The organism is Streptomyces sp. NPDC107528 (assembly GCF_055639295.1).
In genome coordinates, this window is record NZ_JBVKAV010000013.1 from 104,879 (window position 1) to 123,460 (window position 18,582).

The 18,582-nt window shown below is 70.1% G+C and carries 13 protein-coding genes; 9 read left to right on the forward strand and 4 right to left on the reverse strand.

All coding sequences use genetic code 11. The features are described from left to right. Positions 1–779: 779 nt before the first annotated feature. Positions 780–1,778, reverse strand: coding sequence for an aldo/keto reductase (locus ACZ7L5_RS35725; RefSeq protein ID WP_471522246.1), 999 nt, complete (start codon positions 1,776–1,778; stop codon positions 780–782). A 76-nt stretch (positions 1,779–1,854) separates the two neighbouring features. Here ACZ7L5_RS35725 and ACZ7L5_RS35730 point away from each other — a divergent pair, with 76 nt between their 5' ends. The 6 genes from ACZ7L5_RS35730 (at position 1,855) to serA (ending at position 11,882) form a co-directional block, all read left to right on the forward strand. Then, entirely contained in the window at positions 1,855–2,805 is a 951-nt protein-coding gene (locus ACZ7L5_RS35730; protein WP_471522248.1) for a 2-hydroxyacid dehydrogenase, read from the forward strand. Between the two features lie 452 nt (positions 2,806–3,257). Further along, the gene (locus tag ACZ7L5_RS35735) at positions 3,258–6,296 is read left to right on the forward strand and encodes a putative bifunctional diguanylate cyclase/phosphodiesterase (RefSeq protein WP_471522250.1); all 3,039 of its coding nucleotides are present in this window, start codon (positions 3,258–3,260) and stop codon (positions 6,294–6,296) included. A 237-nt stretch (positions 6,297–6,533) separates the two neighbouring features. After that, positions 6,534–8,390, forward strand: coding sequence for an acetolactate synthase large subunit (locus ACZ7L5_RS35740; protein WP_363032550.1), 1,857 nt, complete (start codon positions 6,534–6,536; stop codon positions 8,388–8,390). A gap of 21 nt (positions 8,391–8,411) precedes the next feature. Continuing rightward, complete coding sequence (gene ilvN, locus ACZ7L5_RS35745) at positions 8,412–8,936, forward strand: acetolactate synthase small subunit (protein ID WP_007496172.1); 525 nt, start codon at positions 8,412–8,414, stop codon at positions 8,934–8,936. A gap of 128 nt (positions 8,937–9,064) precedes the next feature. Further along, positions 9,065–10,063, forward strand: coding sequence for a ketol-acid reductoisomerase (gene ilvC / locus ACZ7L5_RS35750; RefSeq protein WP_328879026.1), 999 nt, complete (start codon positions 9,065–9,067; stop codon positions 10,061–10,063). A gap of 229 nt (positions 10,064–10,292) precedes the next feature. Beyond that, positions 10,293–11,882, forward strand: coding sequence for a phosphoglycerate dehydrogenase (serA, locus tag ACZ7L5_RS35755; RefSeq protein WP_328879025.1), 1,590 nt, complete (start codon positions 10,293–10,295; stop codon positions 11,880–11,882). 35 nt (positions 11,883–11,917) lie between these two features. Here serA and ACZ7L5_RS35760 read toward each other — a convergent pair whose 3' ends face one another. Beyond that, positions 11,918–13,474, reverse strand: a complete 1,557-nt coding sequence (locus ACZ7L5_RS35760) for an MFS transporter (RefSeq protein ID WP_471522252.1) — start codon at positions 13,472–13,474, stop codon at positions 11,918–11,920. Between the two features lie 96 nt (positions 13,475–13,570). On the opposite strand from ACZ7L5_RS35760, the gene ACZ7L5_RS35765 reads away from it, so the two are divergent. Continuing rightward, positions 13,571–14,155: a TetR/AcrR family transcriptional regulator gene (locus tag ACZ7L5_RS35765; protein ID WP_471522254.1), complete on the forward strand. Its 585-nt coding sequence runs from the start codon at positions 13,571–13,573 to the stop codon at positions 14,153–14,155. Between the two features lie 64 nt (positions 14,156–14,219). Here ACZ7L5_RS35765 and ACZ7L5_RS35770 read toward each other — a convergent pair whose 3' ends face one another. Next, positions 14,220–15,458 (reverse strand): PucR family transcriptional regulator, encoded by a 1,239-nt coding sequence (locus ACZ7L5_RS35770; protein ID WP_471522256.1) that lies wholly within the window; start codon positions 15,456–15,458, stop codon positions 14,220–14,222. Positions 15,459–15,631: 173 nt separating this feature from the next. Here ACZ7L5_RS35770 and ACZ7L5_RS35775 point away from each other — a divergent pair, with 173 nt between their 5' ends. Then, positions 15,632–16,558: a proline dehydrogenase family protein gene (locus tag ACZ7L5_RS35775; RefSeq protein ID WP_363032542.1), complete on the forward strand. Its 927-nt coding sequence runs from the start codon at positions 15,632–15,634 to the stop codon at positions 16,556–16,558. A gap of 51 nt (positions 16,559–16,609) precedes the next feature. Further along, a complete protein-coding gene (gene pruA, locus ACZ7L5_RS35780) occupies positions 16,610–18,241 on the forward strand; it encodes an L-glutamate gamma-semialdehyde dehydrogenase (RefSeq protein WP_471522258.1) in 1,632 nt (543 codons plus the stop codon). A 71-nt stretch (positions 18,242–18,312) separates the two neighbouring features. Here pruA and ACZ7L5_RS35785 read toward each other — a convergent pair whose 3' ends face one another. Then, positions 18,313–18,519: a DUF5988 family protein gene (locus tag ACZ7L5_RS35785; protein ID WP_328879019.1), complete on the reverse strand. Its 207-nt coding sequence runs from the start codon at positions 18,517–18,519 to the stop codon at positions 18,313–18,315. Between the last annotated feature and the right edge of the window lie 63 nt (positions 18,520–18,582).

Here is an 18,582-nt window from a genome sequence, read left to right on the forward strand (position 1 = left end):
GGTTCCCGATCCATGAACCCCGAACCACCGCCGTGCGGGCGTCCCGTCCGTGTTCGGTCGGCAGCCGACGCCTGTGACCTGCGGCCGAGCACAGTTGTGGGGGCCGGCGGGGCCGCCTCCGGGCGCCGAGACTTCCCGACGGGACGGGACGGGACGGGACAGGACAGGGCAGGACAGGACAGGACAGGACAGGGCAGGACAGGACAGGATGCAGGGCGGCGTCCGGGCCATCGGAAGGATTCGCGCCGGTCTGGATGGCGGCCGGGTCCTTTGACGTGCCGGGTCTTCGCGGGCCTGGACGCGGCCCGGTCCTTCGGCGTGCTGGGCCTTAGCCGGCCTGCATGGCCGCTGTCCGCCCGCCCTCCGGCCGGATCTCGGCCCGCAGCCCGGCGATTTTCGGGCCAAGGTCCTTGCGCTGTTCCGGCCGAGGGCCGCTGTGATTGAAGGCGGCCCCGGCACCCAGCCGGGTGCGTCTCCGGCAACCGCATCCCCTGGCCCGGCGTCCTCGCTCACGCAGCGCTCGTGCTTGGCCCGGCCTGGGGGCCGCGCTCCTGTGGTCCGCTGGAGCCCGCGGCTCGGCCGCCGATCCTGGCTTGCGCCGCCCATCCGGGAGGCTTTGTCTGTCAGGTCCGCCAGCTCCGCCAGATCGGTCCGCGTCAGCCGCCGTCGCCCCGGCCCCTGGGGCCGCGATCATGTGGCGCCCGGCGCCCGGCGCTCGGCGCTCGGGGCCCGGCGCTATGCGCCTGCCCCGCCGCCCCGCCGTCCCCCGACCCGCACCCTCAGTCCCACGACCCCAACGCTCCCGGCAACTCCGCCACGTCCGCCAGGTCCGTCTCCGTCAGCCGCAACTCGCCGGCCGCCGCGTTCTCGCTCACCCAGCGCTCCTGCTTCGCGCCCGGCACCGTGACCACGTGCCGCCCCTGGGCCAGTACCCACCCCAGTGCCACCTGCGCCGGCGTGACGCCCTCCCCGTGGCGGGACGCGATGCGGCGCAGGCCGGCGATTATGGGCTGGTTGGCCGCCATCATCTCCGCGGTGAAGCGCGGGTGGCGGGCGCGGACGTCGTCCGGTTCGAAGCCCTCGCCGGGGGTCAGCGTGCCGGTCAGGAAGCCGTTGCCCAGTGGCATCGCGGCCAGGAAGCCGATGCCGCGGGCCTCGCACCACGGCAGCAGCGTCTCCAGGGCCTCCGGCGACCACACCGACAGCTCCGCCTGCACGGCGCTCACCGGAAAGACCTGCTGTACCCGCTGCAACTGGCGGATCGTCGCGTCGTGCAGCCGGGTTCCCGAGCGGCGGCCACCGCGCGCGCCCACCGCGCACAGTCCCAATGACCGTACCTTTCCGGCCTGAACGAGTTCCGCCATCGCGCCCCAGGTCTCCTCGACCGGTATTTCAGGGTCCGCGCGATGCAGTTGGTAGAGGTCGATGACGTCCGTCTGCAGGCGGCGCAGAGAGGCGTCGCAGGCACGCTTCACATAGCCGGGGCGGCCGTTGGCCACAATGTGCTGTTCGCCCACGAGCAGGCCGACTTTCGTCGACACGAACGCGTCCTGGCGGCGCTCCTTCAACACCCGCCCCAACAGCAGCTCGTTGGTGAACGGGCCGTACATATCGGCCGTGTCCAGCAGGGTCGAGCCCAGATCGAGCGCCCGGTGCACCGCCCTGAGCGACTCCTCGCCCCGCTGCCGCGACGTGCTGTAGGCCCAGCTCATCGGCATGCACCCGAGTCCGACGGCTCCCACCGCGAGCGCCGCCGCGCCGATCGTCCTGCGCTCCACCTGGCCGTAACCCTCCCTCTTTCGGCACCCCAACCTAACCTCTGCACTCCTGTTCGCCTGACATAGCCTCCAGGGCATGACTGCTGACGTGTGGCTCCCCATCCCACCGGAAGAGATCGAGGGCCTCCCGGAGGGCCCGCACTACCGCTTCTGGAACGGCGAGGAGACCTTCCCCGCCGACCCGGCCGAGTGCGCGTTCTACGTCGTCCCCTACATGAAGCCGCCGGGAATCGGTCAGCGTCCCCTGCCGGAAATGACCTCCGTGGACGTCGTGCAGACGCTTTCCGCCGGTATCGATCACGTGGAGTCAGGCCTGAAGCACCTGCATCCGGGCGTGCGGCTGTGCAACGCGCGCGGGGTGCACGAGGCGAGCACCGCCGAGCTCACGCTCACACTGATCCTCGCCTCGCTGCGCGGCGTCCCCGACTTCGTGCGAGCCCAGGGCAGAGGGGAGTGGCTCAGCGGTTTCCGGCCCGCGCTGGCGGACAAGAACGTCCTCATCGTGGGATACGGCTCGATCGGCGCCGCCATCGAGGACCGGCTCGCGCCCTTTGAACTCGCGCGGGTGGCGCGCGTCGCGCGCTCTGAGCGCACCACGGCGCGCGGACCTGTGCTTCCGCTCACCGAACTGTCCGCCGTGCTTCCGGAAGCGGACGTCGTCATCCTCTCCACGCCCCTCACGGCGGCCACCCGGCACCTGGTCGACGCCGACTTCCTCGCCCGTATGAAGGACGGCGCACTGTTGGTCAACGTCGCGCGTGGCGGCGTCGTGGACACGAAGGCGCTGCTGGCGGAGCTGGAGACCGGGCGCATCACCGCGGCCCTGGACGTCACCGACCCCGAGCCGCTGCCCCGGGAGCACCCCCTGTGGCGTGCGCCGGGCGTGCTGATCAGCCCGCACGTGGGCGGACCGACGTCGGCGTTCCTGCCGCGCGCCAAGCGGTTGCTGGTGGACCAGTTGACTCGTTACGTGAACCGTGAGCCCCTTCGCAACGTGATCCTTACGACGGGCGCGGCGGGCGCGTGACGCTCGCGGGCTGAGCTTCCCGCGGGCGCCGTGAGCGCTGCGCGCAACAAGTCCGAAACCCGCTGCGAGTACCGTCCGCAACCTTCCGGAAGCGGTCCGTACTCGCATATGCGCTGGTCGTCACGGAGCGTAGAGGTGCTATGTCCCTGAGTGACGAGACTGGTGTATCGTCCCGACAGGGGCTGCGCCGTGCACCTTTCGGCGCCGGGGATGGACATTTCAGATTTGTGAGGGGGGCGACGGGCGATGCACGGCCTATGGACGAGCAATCCGACGCGGCGGGGCCGTCGGCGGCGACCCTGGCGAACGGCCGCGCGCAGACGCGGCCATCACGGCACTCACGGCTGTCGTCACAGCCACGACCACCGCGGGCACAGCAGCCGCAGGCGGCATGCGCACCCAGCGCACCGGGACCCTCGGGACCCGCGAGCGGCGCGGACCGGGAGGGCCCGGTGAGCTCGCCACCGCCCTCCACGACGACGTTGGACGCGGGGCTGCGGGCTCAGCCCTCGTCGGCGGCGCTGCTGCCCCGTCCGTCGTTCATCGGCGGCGGCTCCGGGCTGGTTCCGCAGCTCGTTCTGGCCCTGGTGTGCGCGGGATACGCCATCGGTTCCGCACTCGGCTGGGGCTCGGAGCAACTTGCGCTGATCATGGGCGACTTCGGGCTGGCCGCGGCGGCGGGCGCCGCCGCCGTGTCCTGCTTCCGCTACGCCCGTAGCCGCCGTATCCGCTTTCGGCCCGCCTGGCTGCTGTTCGCCCTCTCCTCGGCGATGGCCGCCCTCGGCAACCTGGTCTGGGGATGGTACGAGGTCGTCCTGCAGCGCCCCGTGCCCAGCCCCTCCTACGCCGACGGGTTCTTCCTGTGCTTCGCGCCGCCCGCCATCGTGGGACTCCTGGTGCTAGCCAAACGCCCGGTGACGAAGGCCGGCTGGGTCTGCCTGGCGTTGGACGCCTGGCTGATCGGCGGCTCGCTGCTGACGCTGGCATGGAGCCTCGCCCTCGCCCAGGCGGCCAAGATCGACTCGAACGGCGGGGCCAGCGTGGCGCACACCGCGCTCTCGCTCGCCTACCCGCTGCTCGACATCGCCCTGGTCAGCATGGTGCTCGCGCTGCACTTCCGTCGCTCGTCGGCGAACCGCACCGCGGTCAACACCGCGATCGGCGCGCTCGCCCTGACCGTGATGTGCGACGCCCTGTTCACCTCGCCGCTGATGCACAACAGCTACCGCTCCGGCCAACTGCTCGACGCGGGCTGGTTCGCCGGCTCACTGCTGCTGGCGTACGCCCCGTGGGCCGCGCCCCGGCACGGAGACGGTGAGCGGCAGGAAGGCACGGGGCACACGCGCGTGGTGCACGAGCACGTGCCCGGACAGCGCGGTGGAAGCCACCACCACACGCCCGCGCCGGGAGGCGATCACAGCCGGTACCCGGTCACCCGGCCGATCGCCGGCTCCCTTGCCGCCCTCACGCCGTACCTCGCGGCCGCCGTCTGCACGCTGGGCATCCTGTACAACGTCCTCAACGGCCGCAGCGTCGACCGAGTCGTGCTCATCACCGGCGGCACCGTCGTGCTCGCCCTCGTGATGCGCCAGGGCATCATGCTGCTCGACAACATCACCCTCACCCAGGAACTGGCGCAGAAGGAGAACCACTTCCGCTCCCTGGTGCAGGGCTCCAGCGACGTCATCATGATCGCCGCACCCAACGGCATCCTCCGGTACGTCTCCCCGGCCGCCGCCGGGGTCTACGGCTGCTCCGCGGAGGAGCTGGTGGGCACGGAACTGGCCCATCTCATCCACCCGGAGGACCTGGGCTGCGTGGTGCACGAGGTGCGCCGCTTCCTCGCCGCCAGCCCAGTTGAGGAACCCACTACGCGCATCGAGTGCCGCTTCCGGTCCGGAGACGACGGCTGGCTCAACGTCGAGTCGACCGTCAACCGCCACCACGGTGGCCTCATCTTCAACAGCCGGGACGTGACCGAAAGAGTGCGCCTGCAGGCGCAGCTCCAGCACAACGCCGAGCACGACCCGCTCACCGACCTGCCCAACCGGGCGCTGTTCACCAGGCGGGTCCAGCAGGCCCTGTCCGGCCGCCGCGCCTCCGACCGGGGCATCGCCCTGCGCAACACCGCCGTCCTCTTCATCGACCTCGACGGCTTCAAGGGCGTCAACGACACCATCGGCCACCAGGCCGGGGACGAACTGCTCGTCCAGGCCGCCCGCAGACTCCAGGACGCCGTCCGGGGCGGGGACACGGCATCCCGGCTGGGCGGCGACGAGTTCGCGGCCCTGATCGCCGGGGACAACACCCGCGACCGCACCGCCCGCGAACGGCACATCCTGGAGCTCGCCGACCGCCTCAGGGTGACGCTGTCGCAGCCGTACCTCATCGACGGCAACGATGTCCGTGTCAACGCCTCCATCGGCGTCGCCTTCGCCGAGCCCGGCCTCGGCGCGGGGGAGCTGCTGCGCAACGCCGACCTGGCGATGTACCGCGCGAAGGCCGGCGGCAAGGGCCGGGTCGAGCTCTACAAGCCGCAGATGCAGCAGGACGTCGTACGGAAGGCGGAGCTGGCGACGCGTCTGCGGGCCGCGCTGCACGACGGCGAGTTCGCGCTGCTGCACCAGCCGGTGGTGTGTCTGGACAGCGGCCGGATCGCATCGGTCGTCACCCAGGCGCGCTGGCGGTCCTCGCAAGGGGTGCTGTTCACGCCCGCCGAGTTCCTGCGGGTGTCCGAGGACAGCGACAAGACCGCCGAACTGGGCCGCTGGATGCTGGAGGAGGCCGTGGAGCAGGCCGCCGAGCGCACCGCGACCGGGCTCGCCGTACCCGTCGCCGTGCGGGTGGGCGCGCGCCGGCTGCTGGACAGGTCGATGCCGCTCGGCTCGATCGAGGCGCTCCTGACCCGGCACGGGCTGCCGTCCGGGTCGCTGATCATCGAGTTGTCGGATCTGGACCACCGTGTCTCACTGGACGAACTGGAGCGCCGCCTGAGCGGTCTGCACCGCCTCGGCGTCCGGGTCGCCCTGGACGGCTTCGGGAGCGGATACGCGGCGATCACGGCCCTGCGCCGGCTCCCCGTCGACGTACTCAAACTCGACCGCGGTCTGGTCGAGGGTGTCGTCGAGTCCGCGCGGCTGCACAAGATCACCGGTGGGCTGCTGCGGATCGCCGGGGACCTGGGGCTGCAGTCCGTGGCCGACGGCGTGGACTTGCCGGAACAGGTCGTCGCCCTGCGCGCGATGGGATGCACGCACGGGCAGGGCATGGCGTTCTCCGGGCCGCTGGACGAGTACCGGCTGCGTCGGGCGCTCAGTTCCGGCCAGTATCCGGTGCCGCACGGACCGGCCGATCCCGCGTTCGCGTGCGGGGTGAGAGGTGAACGAGGCGTGGAGAGGGGTTCGGGGGTGTACACCGGTGGTGTGCCCGCTGTTCTCGGAGGCGGAAGTGGCCTGCGCTCACATAATGAGACTCCCGTCCCACCCACTTGACAGTGGGTGCGTGCCGGGGGGAGGGTCTGTGCCATGCGCACCCGAATTCTCGTACTTGGAAAGCGCGTCGGCTGAAGCTGGTGACGTCCGGACAGTCCCGGAACTCCCAGCGACCACACCCGGCGCGCTCCCCTCGCTTGCCTTATGGCACGAGGGGTTTTTTGTTGCACAGGCACCTGTCGTGCAGCACCGAAACTCCGCTCAAACTTCGCAAAAACCCTCAGCATCGAGAAGAGAATGCCGATGACCGAGCAGGCCACCGGGGCCCATCACCCGCAGCCCCGGCCCCGATCCGGAGGACACCAGTCCGCCCCCGAGCACGTCACGGGTGCGCAGTCCCTCATCCGTTCGCTCGAGGAGGTCGGCGCCGACACGGTATTCGGCATTCCGGGTGGTGCGATCCTCCCGGCGTACGACCCGCTGATGGACTCCACCAGGGTGCGCCACGTCCTGGTCCGCCATGAGCAGGGCGCAGGTCACGCCGCCACCGGCTACGCCCAGGCCACCGGCAGGGTCGGCGTCTGCATGGCCACCTCGGGGCCGGGCGCCACCAACCTGGTCACGCCGATCGCCGACGCCCACATGGACTCGGTGCCGCTCGTGGCGATCACCGGGCAGGTGGCCTCCAAGGCGATCGGTACGGACGCCTTCCAGGAGGCGGACATCGTCGGCATCACCATGCCGATCACCAAGCACAACTTCCTGGTCACCAAGGCCGAGGACATCCCGCGGGTGATCGCGCAGGCGTTCCACATCGCCTCCACCGGCCGTCCCGGCCCGGTCCTGGTCGACATCGCCAAGGACGCCCTCCAGGCGAAGACGACCTTCTCCTGGCCGCCCACCATGGACCTGCCCGGCTACCGGCCCGTCACCAAGCCGCACGCCAAGCAGATCCGCGAGGCCGCCAAGCTGATCACCGCGGCCAAGCGGCCCGTCCTCTACGTCGGCGGCGGCGTCCTCAAGGCCGGCGCCACCGCCGAGCTGAAGGTCCTCGCCGAACTCACCGGAGCGCCCGTCACCACCACCCTGATGGCGCTCGGCGCATTCCCCGACAGCCACCCGCTGCACGTGGGAATGCCGGGCATGCACGGTGCGGTCACCGCCGTCACCGCGCTGCAGAAGGCCGACCTGATCGTCGCCCTCGGAGCCCGCTTCGACGACCGCGTCACCGGCAAGCTGGACAGCTTCGCCCCGTTCGCCAAGATCGTCCACGCCGACATCGACCCGGCCGAGATCGGCAAGAACCGCGACGCCGACGTGCCGATCGTCGGTGACGCCCGCGAGGTCATCGCCGACCTCGTCCAGGCCGTGCAGAAGGAGCACGCCGAGGGCCACCAGGGCGACTACAGCGCCTGGTGGAAGGACCTCAGCCGCTGGCGCGACACCTACCCGCTGGGCTACGACCAGCCCGACGACGGCTCGCTGTCCCCGCAGCAGGTCATCGAGCGGATCGGTCAACTCGCGCCGGAGGGCACGGTCTTCGCGGCGGGCGTCGGCCAGCACCAGATGTGGGCCGCGCACTTCATCCAGTACGAGAAGCCGGCCACCTGGCTCAACTCCGGCGGCGCGGGGACGATGGGCTACGCCGTTCCGGCCGCGATGGGCGCCAAGGCCGGCGCGCCGGAGAAGGCGGTCTGGGCGATCGACGGTGACGGCTGCTTCCAGATGACCAACCAGGAACTCACCACCTGCGCCCTGAACAACATCCCGATCAAGGTCGCCATCATCAACAACGGCGCCCTCGGGATGGTCCGCCAGTGGCAGACCCTCTTCTACAACCAGCGCTACTCCAACACGGTGCTGCACTCCGGCCCCGAGGCCGACGGCAAGCAGCCGAGCGCCGGCACCCGGGTCCCCGACTTCGTGAAGCTGTCGGAGGCCATGGGCTGCTACGCGATCCGCTGCGAGTCGCCGGAGGACCTCGACAAGGTCATCGAGGAGGCGAACTCCATCAACGACCGCCCCGTCGTCGTCGACTTCATCGTCCACGAGGACGCGATGGTCTGGCCGATGGTCGCCGCCGGCACCTCCAACGACGAGATCATGGCCGCCCGGGACGTCCGCCCCGACTTCGGCGACAACGAAGACGACTGAGCGAGAGAGACGTAAAAGATCATGTCCAAGCACACGCTCTCCGTCCTGGTGGAGAACACGCCCGGCATCCTGGCCCGGATCGCCGCCCTGTTCTCCCGCCGCGGCTTCAACATCGACTCGCTCGCGGTCGGCGTCACCGAGCACCCCGACATCTCCCGCATCACCATCGTGGTGAGCGTCGCCGACCTGCCGCTGGAGCAGGTGACGAAGCAGCTCAACAAGCTCGTCAACGTGCTGAAGATCGTCGAGCTGGAGCCGGGCTCGGCCGTTCAGCGCGAACTCGTTCTGGTGAAGGTGCGCGCCGACAACGAGACCCGCTCCCAGATCGTCGAGATCGTCCAGCTGTTCCGCGCCAAGACCGTCGACGTCTCCCCGGAGGCCGTCACCATCGAGGCCACCGGTTCCAGCGACAAGCTGGAGGCCATGCTGAAGATGCTGGAGCCCTTCGGCATCAAGGAGCTCGTCCAGTCCGGCACGATCGCGATCGGCCGCGGCGCCCGCTCCATCACGGACCGCTCGCTGCGCGCCCTCGACCGCTCGGCGTAGGCGCATTCGGACGGCCGGGTGACACCGGCCGTCCGGATTCCGCCCGTATGGCGAGACCCCGAAACCTCCCTTCCGCCCCCCGTCATACGGTGGGACGCAACACCTGCACACCAAGGAGAGAACCCAAAGTGGCCGAGCTGTTCTACGACGCCGACGCCGACCTGTCCATCATCCAGGGCCGCAAGGTCGCGGTCATCGGTTACGGCAGCCAGGGCCACGCCCACGCGCTGTCGCTCCGTGACTCGGGTGTCGACGTCCGCGTCGGTCTGCACGAGGGCTCCAAGTCCAAGGCGAAGGCCGAGGAGCAGGGCCTGCGCGTGGTGACGCCGTCGGAGGCCGCCGCCGAGGCCGACGTCATCATGATCCTCGTCCCGGACCCGATCCAGGCCCAGGTGTACGAGGACCACATCAAGGACAACCTGAAGGACGGCGACGCGCTGTTCTTCGGTCACGGCCTGAACATCCGCTTCGGCTTCATCAAGCCCCCGGCCGGCGTGGACGTCTGCATGGTCGCCCCGAAGGGCCCGGGCCACCTGGTGCGCCGCCAGTACGAGGAGGGTCGCGGCGTCCCCTGCATCGCGGCCGTCGAGCAGGACGCCTCCGGTAACGCCTTCGCGCTGGCCCTGTCGTACGCCAAGGGCATCGGCGGCACCCGTGCCGGTGTCATCAAGACCACCTTCACCGAGGAGACCGAGACCGACCTGTTCGGTGAGCAGGCCGTCCTCTGCGGTGGTACGGCCGCGCTGGTCAAGGCCGGTTTCGAGACCCTGACCGAGGCGGGTTACCAGCCGGAGATCGCGTACTTCGAGTGCCTGCACGAGCTGAAGCTCATCGTGGACCTCATGTACGAGGGCGGCCTGGAGAAGATGCGCTGGTCGATCTCCGAGACCGCCGAGTGGGGCGACTACGTCACCGGCCCCCGCATCATCACGGACGCCACCAAGGCCGAGATGAAGAAGGTCCTCGCCGAGATCCAGGACGGCACCTTCGCCCAGGCCTGGATGGACGAGTACCACGGCGGTCTGAAGAAGTACAACGAGTACAAGCAGCAGGACTCCGAGCACCTGCTGGAGACCACCGGCAAGGAGCTGCGCAAGCTCATGAGCTGGGTGAACGAGGAGGCGTAAGCCTCGGCCGACGGGGCCGGAGCGCGCACCTCCGGCCCCGTTGTCCAACCCGTCGCATCACGGACGGGTGATCCTTCCGAAGAGGCGCATGATGCCTCTCGGCGCGCCACTACACTGCCGTACTACATACGCGTCAGGCCCACAGCGTCGTGCGTCTTCCACGCGGACCACCCCTCCACCGCCTGCGGCCGTCGGGACGGCCGTCCGCAATGGACATGTGAGGACTCACGTGAGCTCGAAACCCGTCGTACTCATCGCTGAAGAGCTGTCGCCCGCCACCGTTGACGCGCTTGGCCCCGACTTCGAGATCCGCCACTGCAACGGAGCGGACCGAGCCGCCCTGCTCCCGGCCATCGCCGACGTGGACGCGATCCTGATCCGCTCGGCCACCAAGGTCGACGCCGAGGCGGTCGCCGCCGCGCGCAAGCTCAAGGTCGTCGCGCGAGCCGGCGTCGGCCTGGACAACGTCGACGTCTCCGCCGCCACCAAGGCCGGCGTGATGGTCGTCAACGCCCCCACCTCGAACATCGTGACCGCCGCCGAACTCGCCTGCGGTCTCCTGCTCGCCACCGCCCGCAACATCCCGCAGGCCAACGCCGCGCTCAAGAACGGCGAGTGGAAGCGCAGCAAGTACACGGGCGTCGAGCTGGCCGAGAAGACCCTCGGTGTCGTGGGCCTGGGCCGGATCGGCGCCCTCGTCGCGCAGCGCATGTCGGCCTTCGGCATGAAGGTCGTCGCCTACGACCCCTACGTGCAGCCCGCGCGGGCCGCGCAGATGGGCGTCAAGGTGCTGTCGCTGGACGAGCTGCTCGAGGTCTCCGACTTCATCACCGTCCACCTGCCCAAGACCCCCGAGACCCTCGGCCTGATCGGCGACGAGGCGCTGCGCAAGGTCAAGCCGAGCGTGCGCATCGTCAACGCCGCACGCGGCGGGATCGTCGACGAGGAGGCGCTGTACTCCGCCCTCAAGGAGGGCCGGGTCGCCGGCGCCGGTCTCGACGTGTACGCGAAGGAGCCCTGCACGGACTCCCCGCTGTTCGAGTTCGACCAGGTCGTCAGCACCCCGCACCTCGGCGCCTCCACCGACGAGGCGCAGGAGAAGGCCGGTATCGCCGTGGCCCGCTCGGTGCGCCTCGCCCTCGCCGGTGAGCTCGTGCCCGACGCGGTGAACGTCCAGGGCGGCGTCATCGCCGAGGACGTCAAGCCGGGTCTGCCGCTCGCCGAGCGCCTCGGCCGTATCTTCACGGCGCTCGCCGGTGAGGTCGCGGTCCGCCTCGACGTCGAGGTCTACGGCGAGATCACCCAGCACGATGTGAAGGTGCTGGAGCTCAGCGCCCTCAAGGGTGTCTTCGAGGACGTCGTCGACGAGACGGTGTCGTACGTCAACGCCCCGCTGTTCGCCCAGGAGCGCGGCGTGGAGGTGCGGCTGACGACCAGCTCGGAGGCCACCGACCACCGCAACGTCGTCACCGTGCGCGGCACGCTCGCGGGCGGCGAGGAGGTGTCGGTGTCCGGCACGCTGGCCGGCCCCAAGCACCTGCAGAAGATCGTCGCGGTCGGCGACTACGACGTGGACCTCGCGCTCGCCGACCACATGGTCGTCCTGAGGTACGAGGACCGTCCGGGCGTCGTCGGCACGGTCGGCCGTGTCTTCGGCGAGGCGGGCATCAACATCGCCGGCATGCAGGTCTCGCGTGCCGTCGCCGGTGGTGAGGCGCTGGCCGTCCTGACCGTCGACGACACGGTGCCCGCCGGGGTGCTGACCGAGGTCGCCGAGGAGATCGGGGCGACGTCGGCCCGTGCGGTGAACCTGGCCTGAGGCCTGTCGCACGCCGAGGCCTGAGACGCTGAGGCCTATCGAACGCCGGACGCGCTGAGCTTGCTCGGTTCGTCCGGCGTTTCGCATGCCGGCTCCCGGATCTCGACCCGGCGCAGCGTGACCGCGGCGAGCACCGCCGCCCCCGCCAGCAGGACCGCGCCCGCGATCGCCGCCCCCTGCATCCCACTGGTGAACGCCTCCCGCGCGAGCGTGGCCAGACCCGGCACCCGGTCGGCGACCGCCAGCGCTCCGCCCAGCGTCTCGTGGGCCACGTCCGGTGCGGAGGCGGGGATCTCGTGGCGGTAGACCGCCGTACCGATCGAGCCGAGCACCGCCATGCCCATGGCGCCGCCGAACTCGCCGGCGGTCTCCATGAGGGAGGACGCCGAACCCGCCCGCTCCACCGGGGCGGTGCCCATCGCGAGGTCCATGATCTGGGACATCACCATGACGCCGCCGACGGCGAGGACCGCGCACGAGCTCAGGACCAGCCACAGAGAGTCCGTACCGGCGAGGGTGAGCAGCGCGAATCCGGCCGCGGAGATCGCGAAGCCCGCCGTGACGACGTAGGCACGGTTGACGCCCCGCTGCACCAGCTGGGTCGCGATCGGCCCCGCCGCGCCGATCGGCACCGACGGCAGCAGCGCCCACAGGGCCGCTTCCAGCGCGCCCTTGCCGAGCACCGACTGCAGGTACTGCGTGGTGAAGTAGGCCGAGCCCATCACCCCGAACATGCAGACCAGGTTCAGGACGACCGACGGCGCGAAGCCCCGGCCACGGAACAGGGCCGGCGAGATCATCGGCGAGGCGGCCGTGCGCTGGCGGTGCACGAAGAGGGCCGCGAAGAGCAGGCCGACGGTGATCGAGACGACGTAGCGGACGTTGAAGCCCTCGGAGGGGATCTCCTTCAGTCCGTAGATCACGGGGAGCACGGCCGCCATCGACAGCGGGACGCTCAGCCAGTCGAAGCGGTCGGGGGAAGGGTTCCTCGACTCGGGGAGCAGCAGCGGGCCGAGCACCAGCAGCAGCGCCATCGCGGGCAGGTTGACCAGGAAGACCGAGCCCCACCAGAAGTGTTCGACCAGGACCCCGCTCATCACCGAGCCGAGCGCGATCCCCGCGGTCATCACGCCCGACCACACGCCGATCGCCTTCGCGCGCTGGGAAGGGTCGGTGAACATCGTGCGGAGCATGGCCATCGTCGACGGCATCAGGGTCGCGCCACCGATGCCGAGGATCGCGCGGGCCGCGATCAGCATCTCGGCGCTGTTCGCGTACGCCGCCAGCAGTGAGGCGGCACCGAAGGCGGCGGCGCCGATCAGCAGGAGCCGGCGGTGGCCGATGCGGTCGCCGAGCGAGCCCATGGTCATCAGCAGGCCGGCCAGCACGAAGGCGTAGATGTCGAAGATCCACAGCTGCTGGGTGCCGCTCGGCGCCAGGTCCGCGCTGATCGACGGGACGGCGAAGTAGAGGACCGATACGTCCATCGAGACCAGCAGCAGCGGCAGCATCAGCACGCCGAGAGCGGTCCATTCGCGGCGTCCGGCGCCGGGGGGAGGTGGCGTGGTGGTGCTCGTCGGGTTCGTTGTCATGGCGGTGAATGTACGCGCGTCTTAAACGCTTGTCTAGAACGACTGTCTAATACGGCCGTATAGGACGGTTGTATGGATCGACGGTAGAGTGAGTGCATGGGACACCGTGAGGATTTGCTGGAGGGCGCCAAGCGCTGCCTGCTCGACAAGGGGTTCGCGCGGACGACGGCGCGGGACATCGTCAAGGAGTCGGGGGCCAACTTGGCCTCGATCGGCTACCACTACGGCTCGAAGGACGCGCTGCTCGCCCAGGCCTATGTGTCGCTGGTCGAGGGGATGAGCGACGCCTTCGACGGCGACGAGGTCACCGGGGTCACCGCCGAGCCCGGCTCGCTCGACCGGTTCCGTGAGGTGTGGACGAACATCATCGGCACCATGAGCGGGCCCGGCTCCCTGTGGCGGCTCAGCATGGAGATCGTCGTCATGGGTGATCAGCTGCCGGAAGTCCGCGACCATCTGGCGGTGGCTCAGCGGGAGGCCTGTCGCGGACTGATTCCGCTGCTCATGGGCGGCCGGGAGGAAGACGTCGCGGAAGAGACCGTGGATACCCTCGGCAGGTTCTACGTGACCCTGATGACGGGGCTCATCGCGCAGTGGATGTTCGACCCGAAGACCGCGCCCGGCGCGGACCAGCTCACCGAGGGCCTGCGCCAGGTGCTGGAGGCAGCCACTCCGAAGTGACCCGCCTGACTCGTCCAGGACAGGCCCTCTCGTCCACGGCCAGCCCTCTCGTCCAGGACAGGCCCTAGAGCCGTGCCCCCTTCAATGCCATGTGCAGCAGCAGCCGGTCCTCCCCGTCGTCCAGGTCCAGGCCCGTGAGTTGTTCGACGCGGGAGAGCCGGTAGTACAAGGTCTGGCGGTGGATGCCGAGTTCGGCGGCGGTGCGGCCGGCCTGGCCCGCGCGGTCGAGGTAGACCTCGGCGGTGCGGGCGAGTTCGTGGTGGGCGGGGGAGAGGAGCTGGGTGATCGCGGGGTCCCGGGCGGCCTCCGGAGGGAGGGATGTGAGCAGGCGGTACGGGCCGATGTGCGCCCACTCGGCGACCGGGCCGAGACGGGGTTCGGCCAGGGCGGCGCGGGCCGCGGCCGACGCCTCCTGCCAGGTTGCGGCCAGGTCGGCGAGACCGGAGCGGGGTGCGCCGATGCCCGCGGCCGCCTGGACCGCGCCCTCCTTGAGCAGCCGGGACGCCGCCGCCTGGGCCGGCGTCCGTACCTCCGGCGAGCGCAGCCGGACCAGGATGGCGAGGCTCTGTCCGCTCTCCCCCACTGCCTTAAGGGCGTGGGAGGTGCCCCCACCCCACGGCACCGTGCACAGCGCCGTCGCGTGCGGCACCGTACGGACGGACGGGGCGTCGTCGGGGTCGGCGGACGGCCACGGGGCGACGCAGACCACGGTGTGCGTGCCCTCGCCCCGTGGGCCGAGTGCCGTGCGCAGGGCCGCCAGCGCCTGGTCCCCCTGCCAGCCCCGCTCCGAGGTGAGCGCGGCCCGCAGTTCCCGGCTCAGATCCGCCCCGTGCTGCGCCTCGTCCGCGAGCAGCGCGCCGATACGGGCGGTCACCTCCATGGCGGCCGACAGCTGCTGGTCCGTGGGGCCCGGATCGTCGTCCAGAAGCCACACGTAGCCCAGGACCACGCCCCGGTGGCGTACGGGGAGGCAGACGCGTCCCCGGTAGACGCCCGCCTCCGGGGTGGGCGGGATGCGCACCGGGCCCGTCGCCCGGGTGATGCCGAAGCCCTCGAACCACGTCCGCACCGCCGCCGTGGAGCGCCGCGTCAGGATCGAGCGGGTGCGGACGGGATCCAGGGCGGACGCGTCGAGATCGCCCTCGCTGTCGTACGCGCCGAAGGCGATCAGCTCGAAGTCGCGGTTCTCCAGCGTGGCGGGCGCGCCCAGCAGCTCGGAGATCTCGTCGACCAGCTCCTGGTAGTCGTCCTTGTGGTCCTTGTGGTCCTTGAATTTCGGCGTCACTCGGGCATTCTCCCGCATTTTCGCGTGGCCTTCATACATCTGTCTGAGATCTGTGGCACGGATGCGTGACAGCTGTCGATGGCCGCCGTTCGGAGGGATCCTTAGGTTTCACGGTGGTTCTCCGTGCCGTCCCCGGAACATCACTTATCGGGGTGTCGGCCGTCATTCGGCAGTGTTTGTGGAGGTGCCCCGTGCTGGGTCCCGTGATTCTCGCCGCGTCGCGCAGCGACCGGATGCGACGCCTGATCTCGGCGGCCCCGGTGACGAAACAGGTCGTCGACCGGTTCATCCCCGGCGAGACCGTCCACGAGATCGTGCCGATCATCGAGGAGCTCACCGGCAACGGCCTGGAGCTGACGATGGACGTCGTCGGCGAGGACATCACCCGCCCCGACCAGGCCGAGGCCGCGCGGGACGCCTACCTGGCGCTCGTCGACCGGATCAAGGACCTGGAGCTCGGCGAGCGCGTCGAGATGTCCGTCAAGCTCTCCATGTTCGGCCAGGCGCTGGAGGGCGGCCACGAGCTCGCCCTCGCCAACGTCCGTCCGGTCGTCGAGGCCGCCGCCGCGATCGGCACGACGGTCACGCTGGACGCGGAGGACCACACCACCCTCGATTCGATGTTCGCCATCCACGAGGAGCTGCGGAAGGACTTCCCGCAGACCGGCTGCGTCATCCAGGCCTACCTCTTCCGCACCGAGGCCGACGCCCGCCGGCTCGCCGCGAACGGCAGCCGCGTACGGCTCGTCAAGGGTGCCTACAAGGAGCCCGCCGAGGTCGCCTACCAGCAGAAACAGGAGATCGACAAGGCGTACGTCCGGATCCTCAAGGTTCTGATGGAGGGCGCCGGGTACCCGATGATCGGGTCCCACGACCCGCGCCTGATCTCCATCGCACAGGAGCTCGCGCGGCGCGCCGGGCGCAAGCTGGACGAGTACGAGTTCCAGATGCTGTACGGGATCCGCAGCGACGAGCACCTGCGGCTGGCCGCGGAGGGCCACCGCATGCGCGTCTACACGGCCTACGGCACCGACTGGTACGGCTACTTCATGCGGAGGCTCGCTGAGAAGCCGGCGAACCTGCGCTTCTTCCTCCGCTCGATGGTCAGCAAGGGCTGAGCCCCGCACAACGGCTCGCAACACACCGCTCAGTAAGGAGTTACGGAACCCATGGACGCTGTGACCCAGGTCCCCACCCCCGTCAACGAGCCGGTGCACGGCTATGCCCCCGGCTCGCCCGAGCGCGCCCGGCTGGAGGTCAAGCTCAAGGAGCTGGCCGAGAACCCGATCGACCTGCCGTGCACCATCGGCGGCGAGCGGCGGCTGGGTGGCGGCGAGCGCGTCGACGTCGTGCAGCCGCACAACCACAAGGCCCGCCTCGGCACCTACGGCAACGCCACCCAGCAGGACGCCCAGGACGCCATCGACGCGGCCCTCGCCGCCGCGCCGGCCTGGCGCGCGATGTCCTTCGACGACCGCGCGGCGATCATCCTGCGCGCCGCCGAGCTGCTGTCCGGACCGTGGCGCGAGACGCTGGCCGCCTCCACCATGCTCGGCCAGTCGAAGACCGCCCAGCAGGCCGAGATCGACACGCCCTGCGAGCTGATCGACTTCTGGCGCTTCAACGTCAAGTACGCCCGTGACCTGCTCGCCGAGCAGCCCCCGGCGAACTCCCCGGGCGTCTGGAACCGCCTCGACCACCGCCCCCTCGAGGGCTTCGTCTACGCGATCACGCCGTTCAACTTCACGGCCATCGCGGGCAACCTGCCCACCGCGCCCGCGCTGATGGGCAACGTCGTGGTGTGGAAGCCGAGCCCGACGCAGACCCACGCCGCCGTGCTGCTCCTGCAGCTGCTGGAGGAAGCGGGCCTGCCCAAGGGCGTCATCAACCTCGTCACCGGTGACGGCATCGAGGTCTCCAAGGTCGCTCTGGAGCACCGCGACCTCGCCGGGATCCACTTCACCGGCTCGACCAAGACCTTCCAGTACCTGTGGAAGACGGTCGGCAACAACATCGAGAAGTACCGCTCCTACCCGCGCATCGTCGGCGAGACCGGCGGCAAGGACTTCGTCGTCGCCCACCCGAGCGCCGACAAGGCCGTGCTGAAGACCGCGCTGACCCGCGGTGCCTTCGAGTACCAGGGCCAGAAGTGCTCGGCGACCTCCCGGGCGTACATCCCGGCGTCGATCTGGAACTCCGGCTTCAAGGAGGAGTTCGCGGCCGAGGTCGACTACATCACCATGGGCGATGTGACGGACCTGTCGAACTTCATCGGCGCGGTCATCGACGAGCGGGCGTTCGCCAAGAACAAGGCGGCGATCGACCGGGCGAAGCAGGACCCGACCTGCACGATCGTCGCGGGCGGCTCCTACGACGACTCGGTCGGCTACTTCGTCCGCCCGACCGTCGTCGAGTGCACCGACCCGGAGCACGAGGTCTTCACGACCGAGTACTTCGGCCCGTTCCTCGCCGTGCACGTCTACGAGGACGACAAGTACGACGAGATGCTGGAGCAGATGGAGTCGGTGTCCGCCTACGCGCTGACCGGCTCGGTCATCTCGGGCGACCGCGCCGCGGCGGCGTACACGATGGACAAGCTGCGCTACGCGGCCGGCAACTTCTACATCAACGACAAGTCGACCGGCGCCGTGGTCGGCCAGCAGCCCTTCGGCGGCGGCCGCGCCTCCGGCACCAACGACAAGGCCGGCGCCCCGCAGAACCTGATGCGCTGGACGCTGACCCGCGCCATCAAGGAGACGCTGGTCGCGCCGACCGACTACGCGTACCCGCACATGGGCTGACACCCCAACTCACAGGAAGGGGCCGGGTCTTGACTGACCCGGCCCCTTGCTGTCCGTCACCTTCGGTGCGGCTACTCGGCGATCTCCGTCCGCTCCCACCACTCGTACACCGGTAGCCTGCCCTCCGGTGTGTCCGTGTGCCGTGACGTCGGCCTGAAGTGCTCGTATCCACCGCGGAGCCTGATCTTCGCATCGGGGCCCGGGGACGGGGTCGGAACGATCCGCTCGGACAGATCGTCGGGGCCGCCCTCGAGGAACACCTTCGCCATGTCGTTCATGACGTCACCGTTCCCCTCGGCGCAACCCTGTGTCCCGTACGCCCCGCAGGGTCAGCCGAGTGG

Excerpts from the sequence above, each read along its gene's own strand:
- ilvN (WP_007496172.1), top strand. The coding sequence starts at position 8,412 with ATGTCCAAGCACACGCTCTCCGTCCTGGTGGAGAACACGCCCGGCATC.
- ACZ7L5_RS35730 (WP_471522248.1), top strand. The coding sequence starts at position 1,855 with ATGACTGCTGACGTGTGGCTCCCCATCCCACCGGAAGAGATCGAGGGC.
- ACZ7L5_RS35765 (WP_471522254.1), top strand. The coding sequence starts at position 13,571 with ATGGGACACCGTGAGGATTTGCTGGAGGGCGCCAAGCGCTGCCTGCTC.
- ACZ7L5_RS35760 (WP_471522252.1), bottom strand. The coding sequence starts at position 13,474 with ATGACAACGAACCCGACGAGCACCACCACGCCACCTCCCCCCGGCGCC.
- ACZ7L5_RS35770 (WP_471522256.1), bottom strand. The coding sequence starts at position 15,458 with ATGCGGGAGAATGCCCGAGTGACGCCGAAATTCAAGGACCACAAGGAC.
- ACZ7L5_RS35785 (WP_328879019.1), bottom strand. The coding sequence starts at position 18,519 with ATGAACGACATGGCGAAGGTGTTCCTCGAGGGCGGCCCCGACGATCTG.
- ACZ7L5_RS35740 (WP_363032550.1), top strand. The coding sequence starts at position 6,534 with ATGCCGATGACCGAGCAGGCCACCGGGGCCCATCACCCGCAGCCCCGG.
- pruA (WP_471522258.1), top strand. The coding sequence starts at position 16,610 with ATGGACGCTGTGACCCAGGTCCCCACCCCCGTCAACGAGCCGGTGCAC.